This is a genomic window from Meiothermus sp. (genome assembly GCF_037443965.1).
Classification (GTDB): Bacteria; Deinococcota; Deinococci; order Deinococcales; family Thermaceae; genus Meiothermus.
This window is the reverse complement of sequence record NZ_JBBINI010000006.1, coordinates 104,025-125,888: the sequence shown is the minus strand read 5'-3', so window position 1 is coordinate 125,888 and position 21,864 is coordinate 104,025. Positions and strand designations below refer to the sequence as shown.

Below are 21,864 nucleotides of genomic sequence, written 5' to 3'. Positions count from 1 at the left end.
CCTGGTCTACGCCGCCTCCTCAAAACCCGCTTCCACCTCCCACACCTCCACATACCCCGTGCCGCCACACGTCCGGCAGGGCACGGGCTGCTCGTCTTGCAGGTAGTAACCGTAGCTCGCGCTGTAGTAGTCCGGCGCGGCCACCATGACGTAACCAGTTCCCTGGCACTCGGTACAAATTTCCTCACGCATTTCAATCACCTCATCCAACAAGGCGGGGCGGCAGAGGCCGCCCCCTGGTTCATCCCTCCGTCTCGGCCATAGCCTGGACGGCCTGGTGAAACTCCCACAGCTCCTCGAGCAGGCGATCCGCCTCGAGCCTCTGCCCTTCCTCGATGGCCTGGGCGATGTAGTCCCCGATCTTCCAGAGCGCGTCTTCTTGAAACTCGGGCGACTCTTGCTTGAGTCGCTGAAGCACCTCGATGAGCACGTCGATCAACAGCGTGTGATTTACATCCATACGTCCCGCTCCCTCCTCAACCGCTCCATGATCGCCCGCTCCTCCGGGGTCAGCGGCAAGTCATCGAGCGGCTTGAGCCGCACCCGCCGGGTTTTTACCGGCGCTACAGCAGGGGCCGCCATCATCCGCAAAGCCGCCTCAAGCGCTTTCTGCTGAGCCCGAACGCCCCTCGAGGCCAGCAGCAGCCGGGCCTGAGCCGGGGTCATGGGCTCGCTGGACAGCCGCGAGAGGTAGTCTCTGAGTACCAGGGGATCGTTGATTCTACGCATGTTCACCTCCAAAAAGCGCACTTAGAAGGGTAAGTACGCATTTTTCTTGAACAACAAACCGCCCCCTCCCGAGGGTCAGGAGGGGGTAAGTGGGACGTTTTTTCAGAACTCTCTCATTCCGGGATTAGGTGTACGTTTTTAGGGAGAAACAGCCCGCCCAGAACCCTGGCCTTCTCCCACAAGTGCATGGCCTGGTCGCGCTCGAGCGGTCGTCTAAGGGCTTCTACGCCAAACTCTTCCAGGACTTTCTGTATCAGCGCGGGGATTTCCCACTCGGGGTTGTACTCGTCCCCCAACTCACCAAAAGACCTTACCATCGCTGTGGCATCCACCTCTTCCACCCGGAAGTCGAGTTGCTCGAGCAGCCGCTTCACCATGCTGCCCCACATGGTGAAGGCAAACCAGCTTGCAACCACCCGACCATGCTGTACCAGCACGTACTGCGGCTCATCTACTTGCACCTTTACCAACAGCATGTTTTCTCCTTTCCTATCAGGTTCTTACAGCAGCAAAAAGGCCGGATGGCCCTTTATCGGAATGAGGATCGGTTCAGGGTCGGTAGCCCTTATGGAGGGGGGTAGTTCTCCTGGAACCCCCGTTTTTGTCTCTCGGTGTGGCAGTAGGGGTGTGGGGTGTTCGGCAGTTAGAACAGGCAGGTTTTTTCTATTGCGTTCGCTGCCGATATAATAGAAAGATAACAGGGTAGAGGTAGACTATGCAAAAGGCTTTTTTTATTGTTTTCCTGGTAGCGATCTTATCGGCTTGTGCTCCTGCTCCTTCCGATGCTGGTAAACCGGTTGTCTACAAGGCGGCACAGGACGAGGTTCAGCGAGCGATTTTAGAGGTCGCCCCCAATCACCCTTATAACCGCGACCTGGCAGTCCTGCGGCTTCTCTCTGTCAGACCTGGAGAGGTCGTCTATCAACTTGACAACGCGCAGAACGTAGGTTCCACGTTTTTATTCGGGCGGGTTGTCTTTCGTGCCGTGTTCACCCTGTATAGCGCCGGAGGGGTGACTTACGTGACCGGCAGCGGTAGTTACACTGACCTGATCGAATTCGTTTTCAAAGAACTGGACAAGCGTTTTGAGCGTGTAAGGCAGCCCTGAGCAGAGCTCCCTTCTCTATCCTCGCGGTAACTACGCCAGCGGTCAGATACGCTAGCGTGGGTACGCTCCGCTGCTTTCTAGGCAACCCATGCTTGCTATAACTCACCTTATCGGATTTCAGAAGGGAGGTTTCTTGCCCCTCGACACACCTGGATACTGCACAAGGGGGCAAGAAAGCTACCAGCCCCGCATCATCTCCACCACCCGATACAGCCGATCCATCAGCCGCTCCGCCCGCTCCCGCTTTTCCCTGAACTCCCGCATCAGGGCGTGGTAGCGCTCAGGGGCGATCATCCCCTCGGGTGGGCTCCACCCCTTGCCCAGGTAGTGCTCCACCTTCTTTCCATCGCGGTGCTCGATCAGGTACGGGTACGGCCCGTGTAGCGCCCCTCGAGTGCAGCGGCAACCGTTCTTCCCACAGGTTTTCTTCTTCCACACTACTCGCATGGGGAAGAGGCCTTCCACCCGCGCCTGGGCCCGCTCGAGGTCGCGCTCCGCCTCCTGGATGCGCCACAGCAGGTTGTCCAGCGCCCGCACCGCCCGCTTGCGTTCGCCCTCTAAGTCAATCGGCATAAAGCCCTCCTCAGAAGAAGGAAGGGGCCGGATGGCCCCCTGGTGCTAGGCCGCTTTGGCCTGACCCCCTTTGAGGCGCCGGTAAAGCTCCCTGAGCGTGGCCGAGACTTGCCCGCTCGAGATCACCTCAAACTCACCGTCCTGCTCTATCCATCCGTAGTGCAGGTGCTCTTTGAGGAGTTCCAGCAAGGCCTTGACTTCTTTTTCGCTGAGTTCGATCTGCATAATCACCTCATCCAAAGAAGCGGGGCGGCGCCGCCGCCTCCGGCGGCGGGAGGCCGCCCCCTGGCTCTTACTCGTCCCGTAAGGCCGCCCGCAGACGAGCCGAACGGGTGCGTAAACGCTTCTGCCGCTTATCGCCGTGGGTTTGGGTGCTGCGCCCCATGCCCAACTCATGGCCCCGCGCTAGATGCTTCAAAGCCTTGTGTTTGCCCATTGCAATCACCTCGCCCATGCAAAAAGGGGCGGCAGAAGCCGCCCCCTGGTTCTCCGCCTGTTTAGTCCCGCTGGGCTTGCTCGAGAATCGCCTCTACCGCCTCGAGGCCCTCTTCCGGGTCGTCGAAAGCCGGGTGCTGGGCCTTCCAGCGGTCATAGACCTCGGCCAGCCGCGTGAAGTTGAACGGCATCACCTCGTAGGTATACCATCCATCCAGGAAGGCCCCTCCCACTCCGGGCCCGCCCGAGTCCGGCCCCACTTCCATCACGAAGGCCTCGAGCAGCTCTGCGATCCACCACACAGACCCCTCCGGGCAGCCCGGCAGGTGCAGCCGCACGTAGCCACCGGGCACCACCTCACCCTGGGCTTCCCAGCCCACCAGTTTGTTCAGGGCCTCCGACCGCTGCTTAAGCAGTTCAAGCCCTCTTTTGCCTATCAGTACCGTTGCTGAAGCTACCCAGTTCATATGTCCTCCTTTACAAACAAGGAAGGGGGCGGTACCGCCCCCTGGTTCATCCTTTGGCTGCGCTTTTCCAGCACCCGCCGGGCCGCCTGCACCGACCCATTGTCGGGGTGACCCTGGGCGATCCTCGAGGCTGGGCTCACCGGGCTCCCTGATCAGCCCCATCTGCACCAGGGCCCGGCACTCCCGCTCAGTGGTGAGGGCTTCCTGCCGGTAATGCTCCGCAGACCTCTATGAATCACCCCGCTCACCTCGGCCCAGCAGACCCGGCCCTCCAACCGGGCCCACCGCTCGAGGCTCAATGTCGGCATCATGCTTATAGTCCTAGAGCCGACTCAAGGCGGCTTTCCTGTTGGGGATCGATCTCATAGCGGCACGAGACCCGGTAATGGGCCCCTTCCGGGATGAGCGCCCAGCGGGGGAACCCCACCCTGCCTGCTGGAGTGGACAGGATAATGGTCTTCCCCTCCGCAAGCACAACTTTGCAGCGGGCTAGACCTTTTCGGGTCAACAGCAACAGAACGATCTCTTTCATAACTATCTCCTCAGAAGAAGGAAGGGGGCACCGCCGCCTCCGGCGGCGGGAGGCCCCCTGGTTCTGGTTTTAGGCGGCTGCTTCTAGTCTGCTCTTTATAGCAGAGAGAATCTGACGAGCAACCTCCTGGAGGCGCTCGAGGGAGGCCTCGAGCGCCTCAACTGTTCCTCGCCAGTGCAGGATGTAGTCCCGGCTGGTGCTCATCGGCAGCCCGAGCTCCCGCCCCACGGCGTAGGCCACCGCCTCGGCCTCGAGTTCTTCCACCTCCCGGGGCAGGTTCATTCCCCCAAAGTGCAGCAGGGTGTGGGCCCACTCGTGCAGGAGTGTTTCGGCCTTGCTGGTGTAGCCCTGATCCGCCGCCAGCACGATCCGCTTCCCGTTGGTCTTGCCCAGCGCCCCGCCGGGGAGCAATCCCTCCTGCACCCCCACCGGGCAGACCACCTTGAGCCGGGCGTACAGCGCGGGCCCCTGGGGGATCTCCTCTGTCTGGGGCTTTAGCGGCTCGCCTTCGGTTTGCGCGATGTCGAAGACGTAGGTGGTGTGGAAGCCCACTAGCTTCCGCTCTTCCCGCACCTCCTGGGTTTCCTCGTCCACCACCTCCACCCGCTTCAGGCTCGGCGCGAGGATGGCGATGCCCCGCTCGCCCTTCCTCACGCGCCGCCCCAGTTCGTTCCAGCGCTTCATTCCCGCCACCAGGGTGGCCTCCGGGCGCTGCTGGTGGATGAGCAGGACGTTTCTCGCGCTGTAGCGGTGGAAGCGGCCCGCTTTTTCCAGGAAGGCCAGGAACCCCTGGGTCTGCCCCTCCTGGAGTTCAGCGGCGAGCTGCTCCACCCAGCCCTTGATGCTTTCCATAAGCGCGTCGGCTTTCATAGCTACCTCCTCGCTCAAAGAAAAGGGGCGGCTTTGGCCGCCCCCTGGTTCGCCCCTTCACAGCGGAACAAACGCCTCAGTTGCCCCGGCTGCGGGGCTCTCCTCTGGACTCCTCCCACCCTTTCAGGTCAAGCGCCCCCTCCCGGATCCACGCCTCGAGCTGGTCCGGGGCCTCGAAGGCGGCCAGGATCTTCTGGAACTCTGCCGGGTGGAGGTACTGCCACTGGGGGCCCTCGAAGCACTCCTCATCCGCGAACGAGACTACGCTGGCTACCCCGTCGGTGCGGCTCCACTCCACCCAGTGCACCTCGAGGCCCTCCAGCCCCTCGGGGGCCAGTATCTGCTCGCGCACCCGCCGGGCCACGATCTCGAGGGCGTTGGTCACGCTGGTACCCTCGTGATCGTTCTGATCCCGCAGAACCACCAGGACGTGCAACCCCAGCCGGTACACATCCACATCACACCAGGCCTGCTCGTGCCAGGGAAACCTGCGACGCCAGACTACCTTCATATTCCCTCCAAAAAGGAACCCCTCAGAGAAAAGGACTTTCCCTGAGAGGCAAAAAGGACGCTTACCTTAGTACACCGGAGCGGTGTACACAACTTCCCCGCTCGAGTCGCGGTAAGCGACGGCTCTAACGGGGGCAAATCCGGCGCGATGCAGTTCCGCCTTGAGCAAGCGGAGGGCGGCGACCTCTTGCAAGAGATCAAAGAGCCGCCGGGCATCTGCCTTTTGAAGGGCTTTAGCCAGCTTGCTCAGGTGCGGACGCACCTCGCTCACCGACCAGCCCTCTTCTCCCTGGAGCATCTCCGTCAGAGCCGTGTAGGCCATCTGCGCTTCGACGAGCGCTGCAAAGCTCTCCTGCCCTGCGTCAGGAGCGACTTTCGTCTCCCACAAGCCGGGCTTGCGGAAGCCGATAGCCTTGCCGTCACGGGTTCTGAGGATAGTGATCCCCAGGACACCCTCCTTGAACTTCTCTTCCCTGGCGGGGAGGGAGTCCACCAGGGAATCTACTCCCTCAAGGCTGTAGGGGTCTATGCGGTAGCCTGCGCGTTCCAGCCGCTCCACCACCTCTTGCGAGATGAGGCCTTCGGAGAAGTGGGGGTTTCCCCCGAGTTCCTCCTCCCGCTCCAGGCGGCTCAAGCTGCGAATCTCCTCCCCGGAAGAGAGGAACCGCTCGAGCCAGCCCTTCGCGTCGGCTACCCGGCGGTCGGGGGCCTGGGCGTACCTGTCCACCAGCATCCCTTTGGCGGCCTTCAACGCGAGCTTCTTGGGGCCCGCTTTGAAGCGCACCAGGGCGTGGCGGTCGCTCACCTCCTGGACATAGCCCTTACCGTACTGGGGGTGGTTGATCTCCGCCCCCTTCCGCAAGGTTACTTTAGTGTCCCACGGGAACACCTCGTACACCTTGTCCGGGCCTTTCCAGGTGCCGATGGCCTTGACGACCCCTTTGACCTCCTCCTTTACCGAGTCGTCCTTACGAACGACCAGCGTGGAGGGGGTCTTCTGGCCGAGGCGTCGGGTCTTCTCCAAAGCCTCCTTCAAGGCTGCCCAGACAATGAGGGCAACCCTGTCGTCACGGGAGAAACGCTCGAAGCGCTGATTTTCCCGCGCAGCCTGGTAGAACTCCCGCTTCACCCCGTCCTCCTTGAGAACCACCCTCAAACCCTCGAGGGCCTCCTGAACGCTCCGAGGCTCACGCCCCAGAGCTGCCTGTATACGGTTTGCCCAAACTGCCGTGCTGATCATAGTTACCTCCTGGTAACAGGATACCACGGCAGAGCAATACAGTGTGGTTCTTGCCCCCTCGCTACCCACTCAAAAGCAACAAGGGGGGCAAGAACCCTACTCCGTCTTCAGCCACCGCCCCCGGTCGTAGCTTTGAAGCGTCTGGTAGAGCATCCGCATCTCTTCCAGCGCCCCTTCCTTCCAGGGCCGCCAGTCCCACCCCCCACTCCCCTTGAGACCGAGCTCGAGGCGCACCCGCTCCTCGGCCTGGCGCAGCCGGTAGGCATAGACCTGATTCCTGAAGACCCCGATGGTGATCGCTAGCGTTTTCATGCCCACCGGAGGGGGGCGGCTCCTGCCGCCCCCTGGTTCAACCCTTGACCAGCCGAGCTATCTTCTCCAACGCGTCCTCTCTTTTGAGGTTGACCACGGGCACGCCCCACCTCGAGGCCAGCCGGATCGCCTGCCCCGTGCCACCAGTTTCCGGCCCGCATTCTTGCTCCGACTCGGCCCCGTCCGGTGTCCAGCAGAGGACGAAGGCCACCGGGTCGTTCAGGTCGAGCCCCAAGATCTGGTGGGAGTTCCGGGCCATCAACCGCTGTACCGCCGGTGACAGACGCCCCCAGGCCGGATGCAATGCTGCCGCCAGCCGCACCGCCTCCGGGCTCGGGGCTTTCAGCGCCCCTTCCCGGTAGCCGTTGTATCCCGGCCACGGCAGAAACACCTCAACTGCTCCACCGCCCGCACGGGCCCCCCGCTCAAACGCCCGGTCAGCCCCTTCTGCCCCACCCGTTCGCAGCGCCCAGCCCCGCTCCGCCAGCCGCCGGGCAATCTTCCCCATCAGCTTTAGCACATCCTCGGGCGCACGCCTGCTTCCTACCCCAGCATAGGTTTTCATACCCCGTGCGCTGGGGCGTCCTGCCGGGCAACACCGGGGAGATCTGGGCCCGGGGCCGGGTGGAAGATTCGGGCTTGGGCCCGGTCCTGGGGGACCGGGGGTTCCGCTAGGTGGAGGGAGTGGATGGGGAGAAACTGGATAGAGGTGCGCTTTGGCGTCCTGGTCAGGTCTTTCCGGCTTCGCCAAGTAGAGAGCAAGAGCTTCGGGGGCCTCGTAGCCCGGATAAACCTCCTCATCCTAGCCCACAATCTGGTTCGCAGTCATGTCCTCCTCAGAATGGCTGGGGTGGGGCTATGCGGTAGCAAACGAAGGTATACCTTACGCGGTCAGTTGAGCTTTGATCTGCTGTAGTTCCTGAAAAGCAGCCCGACTGGCAACCAGATAGAGCTTGGCCTTGAGGGCGAAGTAGTTGATTTGGGTCTGGTGGGAGAGGAGTTCCAGCTTGACAAAGGCCCACATAGCCGCAAAGAAATGGTTGGCCTGGGTGGTCAGGGTCTTGGTAGGCGACTTGGCCAGGGCAGCGTTTTGTCGGATGGATTGATGAAAGCGCTCGATCTCCCATCGTTTTTGATAGAGCTCGATCATCCGTTCAAAGTCCAGGGTGGTATCGCTGCTACACAAATACAACACCCCCTGGCTCCCATCTTCGTGGGTGAAGACTTGCCGAACCCGCAGCAGGGGGAAGGGAACCCCTTCCAGATATACCTGCCGGGGGGTGGGGTCTTGGTAGTCCAGACCCTCCACTCCTGTCCATTGACCCCTTTGCTGTTGTTCTTGGCTCATAGGGGGTGCGCACAGCGCATACCGGCGGTGCCGATAACCTGGCGCTACCTTGCGATTGCTTTTGAGCGGCATCACAAAGTGCTTCTTCATGTCCAGCACGATAAATCGCATGTTCGCCGCCGAGGCAAGCCAGACGTCGTTGAGCACGTGCTGGAAGGGAATCTGGTTATGCACTGCGGTTTGCAGCAGGTAGCGGGCGTGTTCATTCTTGCTCACCTGGCTGCGGCGTTTGCGCTGGCCACTTTTCTGATCTACATAGACTTCCGTCTTCTCCACCAGCACGTAGCCTACCGGCAAGGTCAGCCCCTGGCTGTGATACAACAGGCTCACAAAGTTGATCCCCTTGACCATCCGCTCTTTGCTATTGCCAGGCCACTATATCGTTCTCGTCCGTGTAGGGTTTCTCCAAAATGCTATCATCCAGAATCAGCACCCCTTCCTCACGCTGTATCTTTCGCACCGTGGCTTTGACCTTGCGCCACAACTGCACCGAGCCTTGTCAATCTCCCCCCAGCATGCGGGTGATCTGGTCGTGGCTTATGGCTCCATCCACCATCCGCGACAATCCTGTGGCCGTCGCCGCTCCAAAGCTGCTCAACAAGTAATCGGTGTACAAATCCAGGGGCTGGGGATTCACCTTTTCAATCTATGCCATTTCAGAAACTGTTGTAAAAGTCCCCTCCTCCAGCTTAAGCGGCCCTGGCCAGCCGCTTCACCAGCAAGCGTATCATGCCTAAATACATCCAGGCTTCCGTTACCTCAGGGGGGTACTCGTAATCTTTCCCCAGCCGTCGGTTTCGCCCCATCCAGGCAAAGGTCCGCTCCACCACCCACCGCTTGGGCAGGGGCTTGAACCCACCCTCCCGCGGGATCTCCGGCACCTCCTCCCCCTCCCGCACCCAGACCCCCCGCACCCCCGCGTAAGGACGGGCCACCACCTCCAGCTCCAGTCCCAGCCCCCTAGCCACCTCCCGCAAACCCCGGTAGCCCCAGTCCACAAAGAGCTTGCGCACCCGGGGCCACAAGGAGAGGTCCATCCCCAAAAGCAACGCCTGCCCACCCCACTTGTCGTGCTCATTGGCCGGGTGGACAAAGGCCATGAACTACTCGCAACCAACTTTGGTTGGAGTTTCGCGCGACCATCCTCACAGGCTCAAACGTGTGTAGGACACTCGCCTGCGGCTCCCTTTACGCGCATCCCCGTTCCGGGGACGACCTACAAAAACAGTATACAGGACTTTGTCCTGGCGGGGCTATCCTTCCCCGACCAACCGAACTGCGGTCTGGTCGGGGACTGCCGCCCCACACCCCTTCCGTTCAAGAGACGGCCCCCCGTGTTCTGCCGCTTTCTCCCTTTGACCTTCTTCGCCCCGTCGTGTCCCCGGGGCCCCCTTTTTCCGTGGTCTTGACGGACTGACTATCCATGACAAGAGCGCTGGGGCAAGCCTGCCTTCCTTCTCGCTCCCGATCCCACCGGACCAGGGCCTGGGCCACCCGCTCCCAGACCCCCTCCTTCTGCCACTTGCGGAAGTAGTGGTAGACCGTAGACCAGTGGGGTAAGTCATGGGGCATGGCCCGCCACTTGATGCCGTTTTCCAGGACGTAAAGTATGGCGCTGACGATCTCCCTCCTCGGCACCTTTGCGGGTCGGCCACCGGGCTTGGGGGCGGGGATCAACGGCTCCAGGATGGCCCACTCCGCGTCCGACAGGTCGCTGGGGTAAGATCTCCGTGTAGAAGCCACCCTTCAAGTATAGCGGACTTTTACGACAGTCTCTCAGCTTTGCCGCGTAAGGTGAGTTACTGAATCACCGGCTCGGCTTCCGACGAAAAGTGTGGCTCGAATCTTCTGAAATACGCATGCTGCCATTACCATGATACCCTCAGCTCAGTAAGCCCACGAAACCCGAACGCGGGCCGCCATATAAGCCTGCTGGTCTGCAAAGACAAGCTGCCTTTCCACTGTAGAAGAATCTCTAGAGCTTTTCCCCCTATCAGGCGGGCTAGCGGGGCACCTAGGCAATAGTGGGTTCCTCCGCCAAAGGCTGCTGTACGGTCCAGCTTCCTTTTTAAGTCAAGCCGGTCCGGATCGCTCACCCAGCTGGGATCACGGTTAGCCGAGCCCAGGACTAGGTACACGACTTGGCCCCGCTCGATCCCTTTACCCTGAAAAACGAAGCTCTCAGTTGCCCAGCGGCCAACGATCTGCACTGGGCTTTCGAAGCGCAAGAGTTCCTGGACTGCGTAGCCCAGCAACTGCGGGTCCTCCCTGAGAAGCTTGAGCTGGTCCTGGTGGCTCAAGAGTACCAACACGCTGTTCGTAATGAAGTCAGCGGTGGTCTGGGTACCAGCGTCGAGCAAGGCCAGCAGGTTCGCGACGAATTCTGTTTGGCTGACCTGTCCTAATTCCCGCGCAGCTAACATGCCAGCCAGCACGGTTCCCTGGGGGCTCCCCCCAGCCTCCCCCGCGAGTCCTTCTACCAGCTGGCCATACTCGGCCACCGCCCGGTTGGCTCTTAGAAGCTCTTCCTTGGGAGAGGAAGAGCTCACACTGGAGATCACCCCGATCCAGGCGCGCAACTCCTCGAACGAACTCTCCGGAACGCCCTGCAATTCCGCCAACACCCTGAGTACCAGCGGAAGAGCATACTCGTTGAGTACATCCATGGAATGCTGGTCCTCGATGTCCTGTAGCAGCTTGCGGGCGACCCACTCGACTCGCGGGACTACACCAGCGACTGCACGCGGAGACAAAAGCGGCCCCATCACCGCCCGCAGACGAGCGTGACCAACAGTATTCTGAAATCCCACCTGTTGAGCCATCATCCGCAAAAAGCCACGGTATGGCTCGGAAATGGGTCTTCCAGAGGGGACTCCCCTCCCAGTAGCCGGTCGTCGTCGCGACAACCGCGGATCCCTGAGGAGGCTCGCGATGTCGGCGTGGCGGAATACATACCACGCTCCGGCGCGCGTGTGGGGAATCCCCCAGTGCACAGGGTCCGACATACGCAGGCGCGCGTACGCTGGATAGGGGTCGGCAAGGACCTCCGGCGACAGGGGGTCAAAGGGTGGGACTGGGGCCGTTGGGGGCATAGCTCTGGACTTCACCACCTTCTAAAGTTACGGAGCCTCCTTGTCCACTTTTGGTGCCCTTTCCGCTCGCAACTGGGAAACGCCGGGCGTCGAGGCCCGGGGTTTCTTGTTAGGGCGTGCCAGTTCGATCCCGACGACTCGTCCGTCCGGAAGAACCCTTACACCAACCAGCAGGTCATAGTTCTGGGCTCGCTTCAGTTCAGCCTCCCAGGCCGGGTTGCGCAGGTCGAAGATGGCGCCCTCTCTCCAGGCAGGTCGGCGCTCATCAGAGCAGTCGTGCAGCAGTTTAAGTGTGGCAAACTGGAAGCGACCCTGGAGGTCGGTCCGAAGGGCGATGACCCTGGCGTAGCAACATGTCGTGTCCATCCAAGGGCCAAAGTCCGGCAACTCGCCGCCATCAGCAGCACCGGCATTCCCCGGACCTCCAATACGCTGGGCATCCATTTGGACGAAGAGCTTCGTCACCACCGCCTGTAGTTCCTCTATCCTTTCCTCGAGTGTTCGGGTGTCCTTATTAGCCATCCTCCTCCTCCACAACGCTTATCGTTTCGATCCGGGCCCACCTCCCCCGATCTGCTCCCGGGGAGGTCCTGCCAGGGACGGTTCGACTTGGACGTGGACGCCAAGGGTTGCCACATGTTGCACAACCCCCCTCACTGCGGCTTCGCAACAACGATGGAGCCCCTTGGCGCTGCGCAGATCGCCGTTGCGGAACTTCTCCACGAGGCTCTTAACCGCGGGCAGCAGCGACGGCAGTCGGAGGATCTCGTCGGGTGTGCGCGACCAAGAGGTGAAGTATGCCCGGTTCATGAGGGCGGAGATCATGGCCACATCCCACGCGAGGTTCCAGGCGATCCATCGCATTGCAGGGGCGTCGTCGCGTTTTCGGGCATTCTCCAGCTTGGCGAAGTTCTCCAACAATTCCCCCACGATCCCCTCGCGAATGGCTTGCACGAACGATCCGGACGGCAGCTGATCAACGAGCAGCTTTAGCTTGGGCCAGTGCCCCTCCGGGTCGTACAGGGATAAGACCGAGACAAACTGGTCTACGCACAAGGGCCAGGTCAGGTCTACCCGCTGCAGGCGCCGGTAGACCGACCCCACGGTGTGGAATTCGACGCTGATTTTGAGCCCTTGCACGTAGCGCTCGTCCCTGCCGGGGGTGGGTGAGCTTCGCATGAGGACCGACATCTCCAGGTCGGAGTAGGGCTCGTCGGAGCCCCGTGCGGTGGACCCATAGATTCCGATGGCCACAACCGCGTCCGAGTAATGGCCCAGGATCCAATCTGCGATGTGCCGGGCCCTCTCGAGGCGTTCCCGGCGGGTAGTTGCTCGGAGGATCGGGAGAGGTTTGTCCCGTGCGTGCATACCGTCGCCAACTCCGATAAGGACAGTAGGTGGTCAAGTGGTGCTCGCGGTTGAGCTTTTGCCACCTATAATCCGCTCGATCTGTGCCACGGCCTCGGGTGCGAGCACTACCCCGGCCGCACCAAGGTTTTCCTGAAGCTGCCCTATCCCGGTGGCTCCCACGATGGCGCATGAAAGCTCCTTGCGTCGCAAAACCCAAGCTAGCGCGAGCTGAGCCCGGGTCATTCCGTGCTCGGCAGCGACCGCCGCCAATTCCCGCACACGAGCGAGGTTGTGAGGCGTCAGCAGAGCTTCCTTCAGCACCTTATGCCGGGCCAACCGGCTACCGGGGGGGATCCCGTCGTCGTACTTCCCGGTGAGCACCCCCATCGCCAACGGGCTCGTGGCCATCAAGCCCAATCCGAGCGGCTCCGCCTCCGGCGCCAGGGTGTTTTCCCACCGCTTCCTGTAAAGGATCGAGTAGTCAACCTGCTCGCAGATAGGTGGATGCAGCCCATTCGCCCTGGCAAACTCGCATGCACCCGCCAGCCGTGCGACAGGCCACTCGCTGGTTCCCCAGTAGAGGATAAGCCCCTGATCAACGAACGCGCTCATGGTCGTGACAATCTCCTCGAGGGGTACATCCGGGTCGTGGCGGTGAGCAAAGTAGATATCCAGATAATCCGTTCGTAGCCTTTGAAGGCTGGCCTGCAGAGAGGCGCGCAGGTGCTTGCGGGAGAGGCCCTGGCTATTGGGACACCCGGACACAGGCCATCCCGCCTTCGAGGCGAGGACGAGGGTGCTGCGTGGGTACTCGGCGAGCACGCTGCCCATGAGTTCTTCAGCGCATCCGTTCGCATAGGTGTCCGCGTTATCGAAGAAGTTGACGCCGGACTCGTAGGCCAGACACACGATCTTCTTGACCTCGCCCACATCCTTCACGCAATCTCCGAAGCTGGCCCAGGCACCCAGGGCGATCTCGGAGACCTGAAGGCCCCACTTACCGACCTTGCGATACCTCATGCCCATTAAGCACCCCCACCGCTATCGCCGCAGGTTGGCTCTCAGTTCCCAGTCCCCTCATAAGCGCGGAGGGCCCACGACCACGCCAGCAGGCACAAGCCGAAGAACGCGCCGGCAGCGACCAAAGCCTCGGCAAGGGCGATGGTGCCTGCTGTGCGTGTGTGCTCGTCGAGCAGGAGAGCGGCAGGAACATAGCCGGTCAGCGCCAGCGGGACGACGAACGTCAGGAGAAAGGCCCCGGTTCGACCGAAGATGGGAAGCGGGTACTTGGCGAACTCGGTTAAGCTCCACAAGGTCGTGATGGCGTCCAAACTGCCGATGACCCGCATGGCTACGGCAGCCCCCAGGATCATGAGCCCGAGATAGATGAACGCGCCCAGGAGAACAAATAAGAGGACCGTGGCAACCTTACCGGCAGTCCATTCCACCCCGGCCGCGGACGCTCCATGGAGGACCAGGATCAGCCCGGTCAGGCATCCTGAAATCCGCTCGAAGTGGATCCGCTCAGTGAGGAGCTGGAAGAGTACCCCGAGCGGACGGAGCTTGTAGAGCAGCAGGCTGCCGTCCTGGGCGTAGCTGCCGACCCACCATAGGCTCTCCCCCAGAGTGTCGGCAAGGCCGAGCGCCATTCGGTTCAACCCGTAAAGCACGAGCATCTCGGGGAAGGTCCAGCCGCGGACTTGCGGCACGTGTGTGAAGATGACGGAGAAAAGCACCAGGGTCAGGGCCTGCTCCAGGAGCACGGTGAGCACGCCAGCGGTATAGTCCACCCGGTACTGCTTCCAGGTCGCGAATTGCAGCCTCAGGGCGGCCAGCGCGAGGGCGAGGTAGTGGGTCATTTATCCTCCTTGCACGTTGAACCGCTGGCGTACTCGTCCGAGGAGGAAGCGGGAGCTTGCAGCAAGCACCAGGAGCCAGAACAGCTGCACCGCCAGTCCGCGGAAGATCTCGCTCTCCGGCATGGACGGCTGCAGCATGCGCGCAGGAAGGTAGATAAAGGCCTGGAAAGGCAGCAGACTGGCTAGAAGGGCGTAGCGATCCGGCAGCAGGTCAATGGGGAAAAATGCCCCGCTCAGGAGCGCCACGACCAGGGCCTTGGCTTCGTTGATCCCCTGCTGCGCGCTAGTGTAGAAAGCCGAGAGGCTCATCAAGAACTCGAAAAAGTAGGCACAGGCAAAACCCACCACCAGGCTCAGGAAGAACCACCCCAACCGCCACTCGCCAGCGCTCCAGGCCCCGGAGACGAACGCTGCGGTGGCGTAGGCCGGCAGCGCCATGACCAACTGTCCGGCCTTCTGCCCTAACCACCGGGCTAGGAGGGCATACTCCAGTTCGACCGGCTGTACCAAGTCGTACACAACGGTTCCCACACGGACGCGCTGGGCAAAGAACCCCCAGGCAGGCCCGCCGGTGAATCGCGCTGCGAGTCGCGCGGTCAATAAGTACAAGTAGAAAGCAGCGAAGTCCCGATCCGCAAATGACCCTGCGGGTACGGAAAGGAAAACCGCGCGCCACAAAAAGTAAAATGCCACCAGGAGCGCCAGCTCTCCGACGACCCAGACCGCGGCCGCTCTACGGTATGCGAGGGCCAGCTGAAATCCGACACGGAGGTTGGCGGTATAAGGGATCATCTCTACCTTGCTCCCCGGTAGACCCGCCGGAGTACCTCCTCGATCGAGGGTTCGTGGGTGGTCATCTCCCTGACCGGGGTTTGTGGAAGAAGGCGCGCAAGCACAGCCGCAGGGGCTCCTCCCCCCTCATGGGCGACGCACACCCAGCCGTCGTGGGTGTAGACCTCCCGTACTCCGCCCAGCCCCTCAAGCCAAGCGCGCACCTGATCCGCCCCGGCTTCGAGCCTTAGCCGGAGCTCGGGGAGTACGCCGTGCTGGGCTCGGAGTTGTCGGAGGGTTCCGTCGTAGAGGACTCGGCCCTCGTCGAGCAGGACGATACGATCGCTCAAGGCTTCAACATCGTCCAAGTCGTGCGACGTCAGGATGACGGTCGTCTGTAGATCAGAGGCCACCTGACGGATAGCGGACCGCAGCAACGCCTTGCTGTCGAAGTCCAGGCCGATGGTAGGCTCATCGAGCAGGAGCACCCTGGGGTGGTGGAGGAAGGCGAGGGCCAAGTCGCACCGGACGCGCTGTCCAAGGCTCAGCTGGCGTACCGGCTGCGAGAGCAACCCCTCGATGCCGAATTGCCGGGCCATGGCACCGATGCGCTGATCCAATCCACTCTGGCTGAGGCGATACACCTTGGCGTGGTAGCGGAGCGACTCCAGCACCGGCAGGTCCCAGAAAAGCCGGGTGCGGTGGCCCATCACCACCCCGAGTTCCAGCTGGTGGGCGGTGCGCTGGCGGAACGGGTCTCGGCCCGCCACAACAACCCGACCCGCCGAGGGGCGGACGATCCCCGCGATGATCTTGATGGTTGTGGACTTGCCTGCCCCGTTGGGTCCGATGTAGCCGACCACCTGCCCCTGCGGGACGGTGAGGCTGATGTTGTCCAGGGCGGTAATTTCCCGGTAACGCGGCTTCACCAGGCTCCGCACGAAGCCCCCGAGGCCACGCCCGGGCTCGAGCACCCGGTAGCGTTTGGAAACCCCCTCCAGGACAATCATAAGCCGGCTGATCCTACAAAAGCGGAGGCCATAAGGCCTCCTCTGAACGGCACCAGCACTCCTTCAGGCTCGCTCCCGCGGCCGGATGCCGCCCGAATGGGCTTGGGGGAGGTTCGTGAAGGAGAGGATGTCGATTTCCCCAGGCTGCACGATCCTTACCGGTGTTTCGACCTCAATCTTGGGCAGATCGTCACCGAAGCCGTGCCTCGTGATGTGCTCGTAGTAGCGGTCCAAGGCCCCGGGCAGGTTGATCCGCGGGGTGTCCTGCTCAAGCCCGGTATCGTCGGACTCGTCCTCGTCTTCGTCAAAGATGCCGTCGGTTAACCCCCCGCGGTTATGCGACAGGATCATGTAGTTGCCGGAGATGTTCAGCCGCGCCATCTTGAAGATGGCGTCGCCCGGACGGACCTCGCCATCCCAGAAAAGGATCGCGCCCCGGTCCGCCAGGTACTTGGCCTTGCGGAATTGGCGCGAAAGCAGCAGATTCGTAGGGTTTTGCAGCGGGAGCGAAACCCCTTCTCCGAGGGTGATCTGCCAGCACAGCCAGGGCTCATCGGTCAGGTTGGTCTCCGCCTTGACCAGCGTGTATTCCCCGGGCTCCGGGATCGGCACCCGCATGACGATAGTGACCCGGTTGACATCAATCGCCCCTGAGACCATGATGGTGCGGCTCTCCATGTCGATGGTAGCCGCCATGTGCAAGTCCTTCGACCTCAGCATCTTTCCCTCCGTCGTGTCTGCAAGGAAACCTAGACCCTAACTCCTCTCAACCCGCACAGCGGCAGAGTTTTCCCAAGTCTGATCTCGCAAGCACTACCGCTGCCAGGAGTACCCAAGATCGATCTACGGCTCTCACCCCCTTTTCGTCTAAGCATAAGTAGTTGTAAATGAGGCGGGAAAGCTCTTGAACCAGGCGGCGGGGATCGCCGAGCCCATCCGTCACACGGCGCCTGCAGTAGCCCCATTCCTCACAGATTGCGGACTTCAAGAGCTGGATCAGGCTGTCGGCCTCGCGCTGCCCCTCTGCCTCCAGATCCTCCAACAGCTCAGCAGCCCGCTCGCTATGGCTTGCGCGTTCGATCCAGCACAGCTGTGCGGTCAGATCCTGGGCGACGTGGCAGAGCCCGAAGACCGCGTGGAGCTCGGACGTTCCGTAGCGCATGAGTACCATGGCGCGCTCCAACTCTTCCTCGGGGAGGTAGTAAGCGCCTGACCGGTGCTGGGTCATCGCACACCTGCCTTCAGCGGGAAACTGACGGCGAAATTCCCCCGAACCGTGAAGGAAGCTGGACGGCTGCCACTGAATTTTTCGATGAGTGCCGGGATGATCACTTGTGCGGCCAGCCTAGCCCCATCCACGTTCTTGGCGGCGGGACCAAGCGTCAAAGAGGCCAGTGGCCCGGCTGCGAAGAGGCCTGGGTGGCCGCTGACCTCAAGCGTGCCGTCCTCCAGGACCGGGTAACGATCGGCGAGGAGCTCGACCTCATCCGGCAGAAGCTGCGTGTCAGGGGATAGGCCGGTCGCCAAAATCACCAAGTCCACATGCTCATCGGCGCCCGATGACAGGTTGAGTTCGAGGCGGCCGCTGGCTGATGCTCGGACAGCCAACACCGTGGCATGACGGTGAACCCGTAAGACGCCCGCTTCTTCTAGGCTGCCCAGCCGCGGCAGGAACTCCAGCATGATGCTGCCACGGGATTCCTCCAGCAACGTACCGACCTTCCGGGCCAGGCTAGGCAGCCGCCGGAACCGCGCAATACCCTCCGTTCGGAAATAAGCCGTGTCGAAATCGGCACACCGGTAACGCTCCTCGCGGCGTAGGATCCACACGGGCCGTGCTCCGGCCTCGAGCGCCCGGAGGATGGTGTGGGCCGCGCTGAGCCCACTACCGACGACGGCGATCGTCTGGCCCGGGTTGAGCGCTGGCTTCGCGTATACCGAACACACCCGCGCGGGATAGCGGCGGGCAGCCTCCGAGAAAACCTGCGGCCACACAGCCTCGCGGTTGCCCGCTGCCAGGATGACTGTCTTGGCCCGGATGACCGGCCCCTCGGCGGTAGCGATCAGATATCCGTCCCGCCCCGGGTCAGGTCTAACCGAGATTACCCGCGCGCGGTAGGCGATCTTGCGGAGCTGATGTACCCCGATCATGTGGGTCGAGTGGCCGATGAACACGTCGAGCGGGACTACGGCGCGCTGGCCCGAGAGGCCCAGCCAGACCTGCTCGCGCTCGAGCGACGTCAACTGGTCGAGGTGAAGACGAGCGAAGTCTAGCATCTGCATGTCGCCGTCCGGGGCGATGTGGTGCTCGTAGGGGCTGCGCATGACCCTTTGCCCGGTGGCGTTCATGGCCTGGAAGAACTGCCCAGCGAGGAAGGAGTGTTTCTCCAGCAGGATCATCCGGCGCCGCAGGCTGGGTACGTGCCAGAGGTGGCAGGCTATGCCGCTGCCAATAATCCCGCCTCCAATAATCACGATATCTGCTGAAGTTGGGGGTAGGTCGGGGCGAACCGCCCGGAGTGAATGATTCACGCCCGGAAAAACACGACCGACTGGACTATCAAGAAGCTCAGGGTCATGCCTGAGCTCTTCGATGCTGTTGCATCGGCGGTTAACTTCCAGCATAGCCTCGAATTTAGATGACTCGGGACTCTTAACAATATAGGTAGAACTACAAACGCCCGGCCTCGGGTGAGCAGGAACCGAGCACGCTTCTCGCTGCAAGGCATGAGCGGCTTTTTTCTTTTGTCCAGCACGAAAACCATGTTTTCTCCTTCCCTTTCGGGACCCCTTACGGGGCTGGTGACGGATATGGGCGGACGCTCCCGTACCGCTCCCCTCGGCCATGTTGCGAACCGGTGCACGTCCCGATCCGTTTCGCGCACACCCCAAAGCTTGTCTGCAACCGGGACTGCCAGGGTCCGGGGCTGGGGAAGCACCCCGGAGTGGGTCTTGAACCTGTTCGCAACGTAGCGACATCAGCGCCTTGTCCATGGGCTCCATCGCTTGGCCTCGTCATAGACGGGCTCCAAGCCCCTGGCTTCAGCCATGGGGTCTACGACCTGCCTGTGCGCCGCGCAGTCAGGACTTACGGGTTGGTTGTCTTTCGATGGGGAGGCGGCCACCGCCTTCCTGCACTTCAGCGCGGACTACTTCCGGGTGCTGGCGAAGCGCTACGGGGAAGACGCCCGCTTCCGCCGGGGGCGGGACTACCTCGAGGCCGATCTCTCCCAGGCCCCCCGCACCCTGCGGGCGGCGAGGAGGCTGGGGCTGGAGCGTTGACTTGTTCAAGGTGGAACGCCATAATGTCCCATATGGGAACAGTGCTCCCCCTCCGCTTCGACGGCTCACCCACTGACGTGGCGAGCGTCCGGGAGGGGCTGCCGGTGGAACTCATCCCCGAGGTGGCCCGGCGCTACGGTCTGGATCAGCAGGAGGTGCTGGAGGCAGCGGGCATCCCCAGGAGCAGCCTCCACCGCTACAAGGGCCTGGGACGCCTGAACCGGGAGCAGTCCAACCGCCTGTACCGGGTGATCTACCTGCTGCGCCGTGCCGAGGAGCTCTTCGGCTCGCCCCAGCTGGCGGCCTCCTGGATGAACAGCCCCAAGGTGTTCCTGCACGGCTCGAGCCCCCTCGCGTACCTGGACACTGAACCTGGCTCCCAGGCGGTGGAGCACCTCCTGGGCCGCCTGGAGGACGGCCTGGTGACGTGAGGGCCTGGCGCATCGCCTCGCGCAGCTACGCCCACACCGCCTTCACCGGGGAAGGGGCAGCCAAGAGCCCCGGACGCTGGAACCGCCTCGGGGTCCCGGTGGTGTACCTGGCCGAACACCTCTCCACCGGCATCCTGGAGGTGCTGGTTCACGTGGACGACCGGGCTCACCTGACCGCGTTCGCAGCCATCGAGGTGGAGATCCCCGATCCCCACGTCGAGGAGCTGAGCGAACTGCCCCCCGACTGGCGGCAGTTGCCCGAGCCCTACCCCGAGTCCACCCAGGCTCTGGGTCTCGAGTGGGCCCTGAGCCTGCGCTCGCTGGCCCTGCGGGTTCCCTCGGCGGTGGTGCCGGTGGAGTTCAACCTGCTGCTCAACCCCCGCCACCCCGCGATGAGGGAGGTGCGCACCGGCGAACCCCAGCCGCTCTTCCTCGATCCGCGCCTGCTGCGCTAGGGTACACTCTGTGCAAAAAAAGAACCTCCCAAGGAAAAGGATTATCCTCGGAAGGCAAAGAAGGACGGAAGGGTTAGTCGAGGATGACGACCGAAGGGAAGAGAGCCCTCACAAACTCCACAAAACCCCGTTGAAGGGCTTCACTGCGGAAAGTGATCCTATAGGCGGGCTTGAGCCAACCCTGGTCTCCTTCCCATTCGACGAGTCCACCTGCTTTGAAGCCCAGGTAGAGCAACTCCGCAAGCTTCTCGCCGGTGCGCAGATCTGGACAGACAAAAACCTTTTCCATTTTTACCTCCTGACGACAATATTGTATTGTTCAATCTTGACCGCTTCAATCCCCCTCGAGTACCATAAAAAGTGGAAGGGGAAGCCTTTTCCCCTCCTGACCGCAGATGCGCCGGGCTTTCCCGGCCATCTTGCGTTAAGATGGAGCTATGCCTAAAGCAATTCACGAAGGAACCCGAGTTCGCTTCGTTGACACCGATCACCCGGAGGACCTGGCCTGCTTTCTGCGCCACATGGCTGCGTCACTCGGGGAAGAGCCTCTGCTTGATGTTTCAGGCGATACGGTGGTTATCGAATGCCAGACTGCCCCACGGATGCTCGAGTTCCTCGAGGGGTGTCTCAACGGGCGTCTGGTGCCGGTATGGGACAGCAACGGGGCTTACTTCCGCGAGCGCGGCCCGATGAACTAGCCACCGGCCCAAAAAAGAACCTTCCAAGGACAGGGATGATCCTCGGAAGGCAAAAAGGCTTGCCTGCTATGCGACCATGCGGGCCTTGAGCGTCGCCGCCAGGGCGTCCAGATTGGCCTGGGAGACTTCCTCTCCCGCCAGGAAGCGGTCGAGTGTAGAGAGTTCCTCAGCCTTCAGCCCCAGTCGGGCTTTCTCCAGGGCTTCCTCAAGCTCCTCGAGCACGTCTTCCTCTTCGGTTGACGCAACCATCTCCTCCAGCCGTGTGCCGGTCTCCGGGTGTGGAGCCGATAGGCTGAGAATGCGGTTTGCCTCCTCCAGGTAGAGCAGGCGCTCGAGGGTCTCCTCATCGACCCCGAGGGCCTGCGCCAGCTCGGGGTGGGTGGGGGCGCGTCCCTTTTCCCCTTCCAGCTCCAGCCGCACCGCCACCAGCTTCTTGAGAAGCCGGTTCTCGCGGTACGTGCCCACGCCGTCCTGGGTCAGCCGCTCCCGGACCTTGCGGTCGAGGGCCACGTTCACCCAGAAGGTGAGGTTCTTGGAGCCGGAGGGAAGCGGTTTCGAGAGCACCTCCACCACTTCACACAAAAGCTCCTGGGCCAGGTCACGGGCCTCGTCGCCGAGGCGGTGGAACAGCCGGAAAGCCTTCTCGAACGCCAGGTAGCCGTAGTGCGCCACCAGGGCCTCGAAAGCCTGGCCATCCCCGTGCTTGTAAGCGATGTAGTTCCGCATGACCATCTCCCGCGACAAAAGCCCGAGGCCGCCGACCATCAGCCGGATGCTGTCGTACATGGCTTT

The 21,864-nt window shown here is 62.2% G+C and carries 35 protein-coding genes; 5 read left to right on the top strand and 30 right to left on the bottom strand.

Features of this window, described 5'->3' with window-relative positions; all coding sequences use genetic code 11:
• Positions 1–6: 6 nt before the first annotated feature.
• The 4 genes from WKI89_RS05435 to WKI89_RS05420 form a co-directional block, all read right to left on the bottom strand.
• Complete coding sequence (locus tag WKI89_RS05435; protein ID WP_337868159.1) at positions 7–192, bottom strand: molecular chaperone DnaJ; 186 nt, start codon at positions 190–192, stop codon at positions 7–9.
• A gap of 49 nt (positions 193–241) precedes the next feature.
• Entirely contained in the window at positions 242–460 is a 219-nt protein-coding gene (locus WKI89_RS05430) for a hypothetical protein (protein WP_337868158.1), read from the bottom strand.
• Positions 451–729 (bottom strand): hypothetical protein, encoded by a 279-nt coding sequence (locus WKI89_RS05425; RefSeq protein WP_337868157.1) that lies wholly within the window; start codon positions 727–729, stop codon positions 451–453. The genes WKI89_RS05430 and WKI89_RS05425 overlap by 10 nt, the downstream gene beginning before the upstream one ends.
• A gap of 113 nt (positions 730–842) precedes the next feature.
• The gene (locus WKI89_RS05420) at positions 843–1,205 is read right to left on the bottom strand and encodes a hypothetical protein (RefSeq protein WP_119358758.1); all 363 of its coding nucleotides are present in this window, start codon (positions 1,203–1,205) and stop codon (positions 843–845) included.
• 239 nt (positions 1,206–1,444) lie between these two features.
• On the opposite strand from WKI89_RS05420, the gene WKI89_RS05415 reads away from it, so the two are divergent.
• On the top strand, positions 1,445–1,837 hold the full coding sequence (locus tag WKI89_RS05415; RefSeq protein ID WP_119358757.1) for a hypothetical protein: 393 nt from the start codon (positions 1,445–1,447) through the stop codon (positions 1,835–1,837).
• 177 nt (positions 1,838–2,014) lie between these two features.
• Here the strand turns inward: WKI89_RS05415 and WKI89_RS05410 are convergent, their stop codons facing one another.
• The 24 genes from WKI89_RS05410 to WKI89_RS05295 all read right to left on the bottom strand — a co-directional run bounded on the left by WKI89_RS05410 (position 2,015) and on the right by WKI89_RS05295 (position 18,831).
• The gene (locus tag WKI89_RS05410; protein WP_119358756.1) at positions 2,015–2,410 is read right to left on the bottom strand and encodes a DUF6788 family protein; all 396 of its coding nucleotides are present in this window, start codon (positions 2,408–2,410) and stop codon (positions 2,015–2,017) included.
• A 45-nt stretch (positions 2,411–2,455) separates the two neighbouring features.
• Positions 2,456–2,635: a peptidylprolyl isomerase gene (locus tag WKI89_RS05405; RefSeq protein ID WP_119358755.1), complete on the bottom strand. Its 180-nt coding sequence runs from the start codon at positions 2,633–2,635 to the stop codon at positions 2,456–2,458.
• Between the two features lie 67 nt (positions 2,636–2,702).
• Positions 2,703–2,846: a hypothetical protein gene (locus WKI89_RS05400; protein ID WP_277189114.1), complete on the bottom strand. Its 144-nt coding sequence runs from the start codon at positions 2,844–2,846 to the stop codon at positions 2,703–2,705.
• 61 nt (positions 2,847–2,907) lie between these two features.
• Positions 2,908–3,312 carry a hypothetical protein gene (locus tag WKI89_RS05395; protein WP_119358754.1) on the bottom strand — a complete coding sequence of 135 codons (405 nt, stop codon included), beginning with the start codon at positions 3,310–3,312 and terminating at the stop codon, positions 2,908–2,910.
• Entirely contained in the window at positions 3,309–3,452 is a 144-nt protein-coding gene (locus WKI89_RS05390) for a hypothetical protein (protein ID WP_337868156.1), read from the bottom strand. The genes WKI89_RS05395 and WKI89_RS05390 overlap by 4 nt, the downstream gene beginning before the upstream one ends.
• 12 nt (positions 3,453–3,464) lie before the next feature.
• Entirely contained in the window at positions 3,465–3,623 is a 159-nt protein-coding gene (locus WKI89_RS05385; protein ID WP_337868155.1) for a hypothetical protein, read from the bottom strand.
• Between the two features lie 2 nt (positions 3,624–3,625).
• Positions 3,626–3,844, bottom strand: coding sequence for a hypothetical protein (locus WKI89_RS05380; RefSeq protein WP_119358753.1), 219 nt, complete (start codon positions 3,842–3,844; stop codon positions 3,626–3,628).
• 69 nt (positions 3,845–3,913) lie between these two features.
• Positions 3,914–4,714 (bottom strand): ArdC family protein, encoded by an 801-nt coding sequence (locus tag WKI89_RS05375; RefSeq protein WP_119358752.1) that lies wholly within the window; start codon positions 4,712–4,714, stop codon positions 3,914–3,916.
• A gap of 76 nt (positions 4,715–4,790) precedes the next feature.
• Positions 4,791–5,225, bottom strand: a complete 435-nt coding sequence (locus tag WKI89_RS05370; protein WP_119358751.1) for a hypothetical protein — start codon at positions 5,223–5,225, stop codon at positions 4,791–4,793.
• Between the two features lie 66 nt (positions 5,226–5,291).
• Positions 5,292–6,464 (bottom strand): hypothetical protein, encoded by a 1,173-nt coding sequence (locus WKI89_RS05365; protein ID WP_119358750.1) that lies wholly within the window; start codon positions 6,462–6,464, stop codon positions 5,292–5,294.
• Positions 6,465–6,560: 96 nt separating this feature from the next.
• Positions 6,561–6,776, bottom strand: coding sequence for a hypothetical protein (locus tag WKI89_RS05360; protein ID WP_119358749.1), 216 nt, complete (start codon positions 6,774–6,776; stop codon positions 6,561–6,563).
• A gap of 37 nt (positions 6,777–6,813) precedes the next feature.
• Entirely contained in the window at positions 6,814–7,341 is a 528-nt protein-coding gene (locus WKI89_RS05355; protein WP_013012852.1) for a hypothetical protein, read from the bottom strand.
• 318 nt (positions 7,342–7,659) lie between these two features.
• A complete protein-coding gene (locus WKI89_RS05350; protein ID WP_015586370.1) occupies positions 7,660–8,475 on the bottom strand; it encodes a transposase in 816 nt (271 codons plus the stop codon).
• Positions 8,476–8,623: 148 nt separating this feature from the next.
• Positions 8,624–8,761, bottom strand: a complete 138-nt coding sequence (locus WKI89_RS05345) for a hypothetical protein (RefSeq protein WP_156941926.1) — start codon at positions 8,759–8,761, stop codon at positions 8,624–8,626.
• A 52-nt stretch (positions 8,762–8,813) separates the two neighbouring features.
• The gene (locus WKI89_RS05340) at positions 8,814–9,224 is read right to left on the bottom strand and encodes an IS5/IS1182 family transposase (RefSeq protein ID WP_018465403.1); all 411 of its coding nucleotides are present in this window, start codon (positions 9,222–9,224) and stop codon (positions 8,814–8,816) included.
• Between the two features lie 768 nt (positions 9,225–9,992).
• Positions 9,993–10,790, bottom strand: a complete 798-nt coding sequence (locus WKI89_RS05335) for a cytochrome P450 (RefSeq protein WP_157413565.1) — start codon at positions 10,788–10,790, stop codon at positions 9,993–9,995.
• Positions 10,791–11,243: 453 nt separating this feature from the next.
• Positions 11,244–11,738, bottom strand: a complete 495-nt coding sequence (locus WKI89_RS05330) for a hypothetical protein (protein ID WP_013012849.1) — start codon at positions 11,736–11,738, stop codon at positions 11,244–11,246.
• Between the two features lie 18 nt (positions 11,739–11,756).
• On the bottom strand, positions 11,757–12,470 hold the full coding sequence (locus WKI89_RS05325) for a kanamycin nucleotidyltransferase C-terminal domain-containing protein (protein ID WP_245533680.1): 714 nt from the start codon (positions 12,468–12,470) through the stop codon (positions 11,757–11,759).
• 147 nt (positions 12,471–12,617) lie between these two features.
• On the bottom strand, positions 12,618–13,592 hold the full coding sequence (locus WKI89_RS05320; RefSeq protein WP_013012847.1) for an aldo/keto reductase: 975 nt from the start codon (positions 13,590–13,592) through the stop codon (positions 12,618–12,620).
• Between the two features lie 35 nt (positions 13,593–13,627).
• The gene (locus WKI89_RS05315; RefSeq protein ID WP_013012846.1) at positions 13,628–14,425 is read right to left on the bottom strand and encodes an ABC-2 family transporter protein; all 798 of its coding nucleotides are present in this window, start codon (positions 14,423–14,425) and stop codon (positions 13,628–13,630) included.
• Entirely contained in the window at positions 14,426–15,217 is a 792-nt protein-coding gene (locus tag WKI89_RS05310; protein ID WP_013012845.1) for an ABC-2 family transporter protein, read from the bottom strand.
• 2 nt (positions 15,218–15,219) lie between these two features.
• Positions 15,220–16,206 carry an ATP-binding cassette domain-containing protein gene (locus WKI89_RS05305; protein ID WP_013012844.1) on the bottom strand — a complete coding sequence of 329 codons (987 nt, stop codon included), beginning with the start codon at positions 16,204–16,206 and terminating at the stop codon, positions 15,220–15,222.
• 63 nt (positions 16,207–16,269) lie between these two features.
• Positions 16,270–16,926, bottom strand: coding sequence for a DUF6423 family protein (locus WKI89_RS05300; protein WP_337868154.1), 657 nt, complete (start codon positions 16,924–16,926; stop codon positions 16,270–16,272).
• 504 nt (positions 16,927–17,430) lie between these two features.
• Positions 17,431–18,831: an FAD-dependent oxidoreductase gene (locus WKI89_RS05295; RefSeq protein ID WP_337868153.1), complete on the bottom strand. Its 1,401-nt coding sequence runs from the start codon at positions 18,829–18,831 to the stop codon at positions 17,431–17,433.
• Positions 18,832–19,254: 423 nt separating this feature from the next.
• Here WKI89_RS05295 and WKI89_RS05290 point away from each other — a divergent pair, with 423 nt between their 5' ends.
• Genes WKI89_RS05290 through WKI89_RS05280 form a run of 3 tightly spaced genes read left to right on the top strand, consistent with a single transcriptional unit; the run spans position 19,255 to position 20,374 of the window.
• Entirely contained in the window at positions 19,255–19,488 is a 234-nt protein-coding gene (locus tag WKI89_RS05290; RefSeq protein ID WP_013012840.1) for a hypothetical protein, read from the top strand.
• Positions 19,489–19,520: 32 nt separating this feature from the next.
• Positions 19,521–19,919, top strand: coding sequence for an antitoxin Xre/MbcA/ParS toxin-binding domain-containing protein (locus WKI89_RS05285; protein ID WP_182482433.1), 399 nt, complete (start codon positions 19,521–19,523; stop codon positions 19,917–19,919).
• Positions 19,916–20,374 carry an RES family NAD+ phosphorylase gene (locus tag WKI89_RS05280; RefSeq protein ID WP_119358747.1) on the top strand — a complete coding sequence of 153 codons (459 nt, stop codon included), beginning with the start codon at positions 19,916–19,918 and terminating at the stop codon, positions 20,372–20,374. The genes WKI89_RS05285 and WKI89_RS05280 overlap by 4 nt, the downstream gene beginning before the upstream one ends.
• A 73-nt stretch (positions 20,375–20,447) precedes the next feature.
• Here the strand turns inward: WKI89_RS05280 and WKI89_RS05275 are convergent, their stop codons facing one another.
• Positions 20,448–20,663, bottom strand: coding sequence for a hypothetical protein (locus WKI89_RS05275; RefSeq protein WP_110528498.1), 216 nt, complete (start codon positions 20,661–20,663; stop codon positions 20,448–20,450).
• A gap of 232 nt (positions 20,664–20,895) precedes the next feature.
• Between WKI89_RS05275 and WKI89_RS05270 the strand changes: the two genes are divergently transcribed.
• Positions 20,896–21,072, top strand: coding sequence for a hypothetical protein (locus WKI89_RS05270; RefSeq protein WP_337868152.1), 177 nt, complete (start codon positions 20,896–20,898; stop codon positions 21,070–21,072).
• Positions 21,073–21,138: 66 nt separating this feature from the next.
• On the opposite strand, the gene WKI89_RS05265 is transcribed toward WKI89_RS05270, so the two are convergent.
• Positions 21,139–21,858, bottom strand: a complete 720-nt coding sequence (locus WKI89_RS05265) for a sigma-70 domain-containing protein (protein WP_119358832.1) — start codon at positions 21,856–21,858, stop codon at positions 21,139–21,141.
• Positions 21,859–21,864 lie beyond the last annotated feature (6 nt).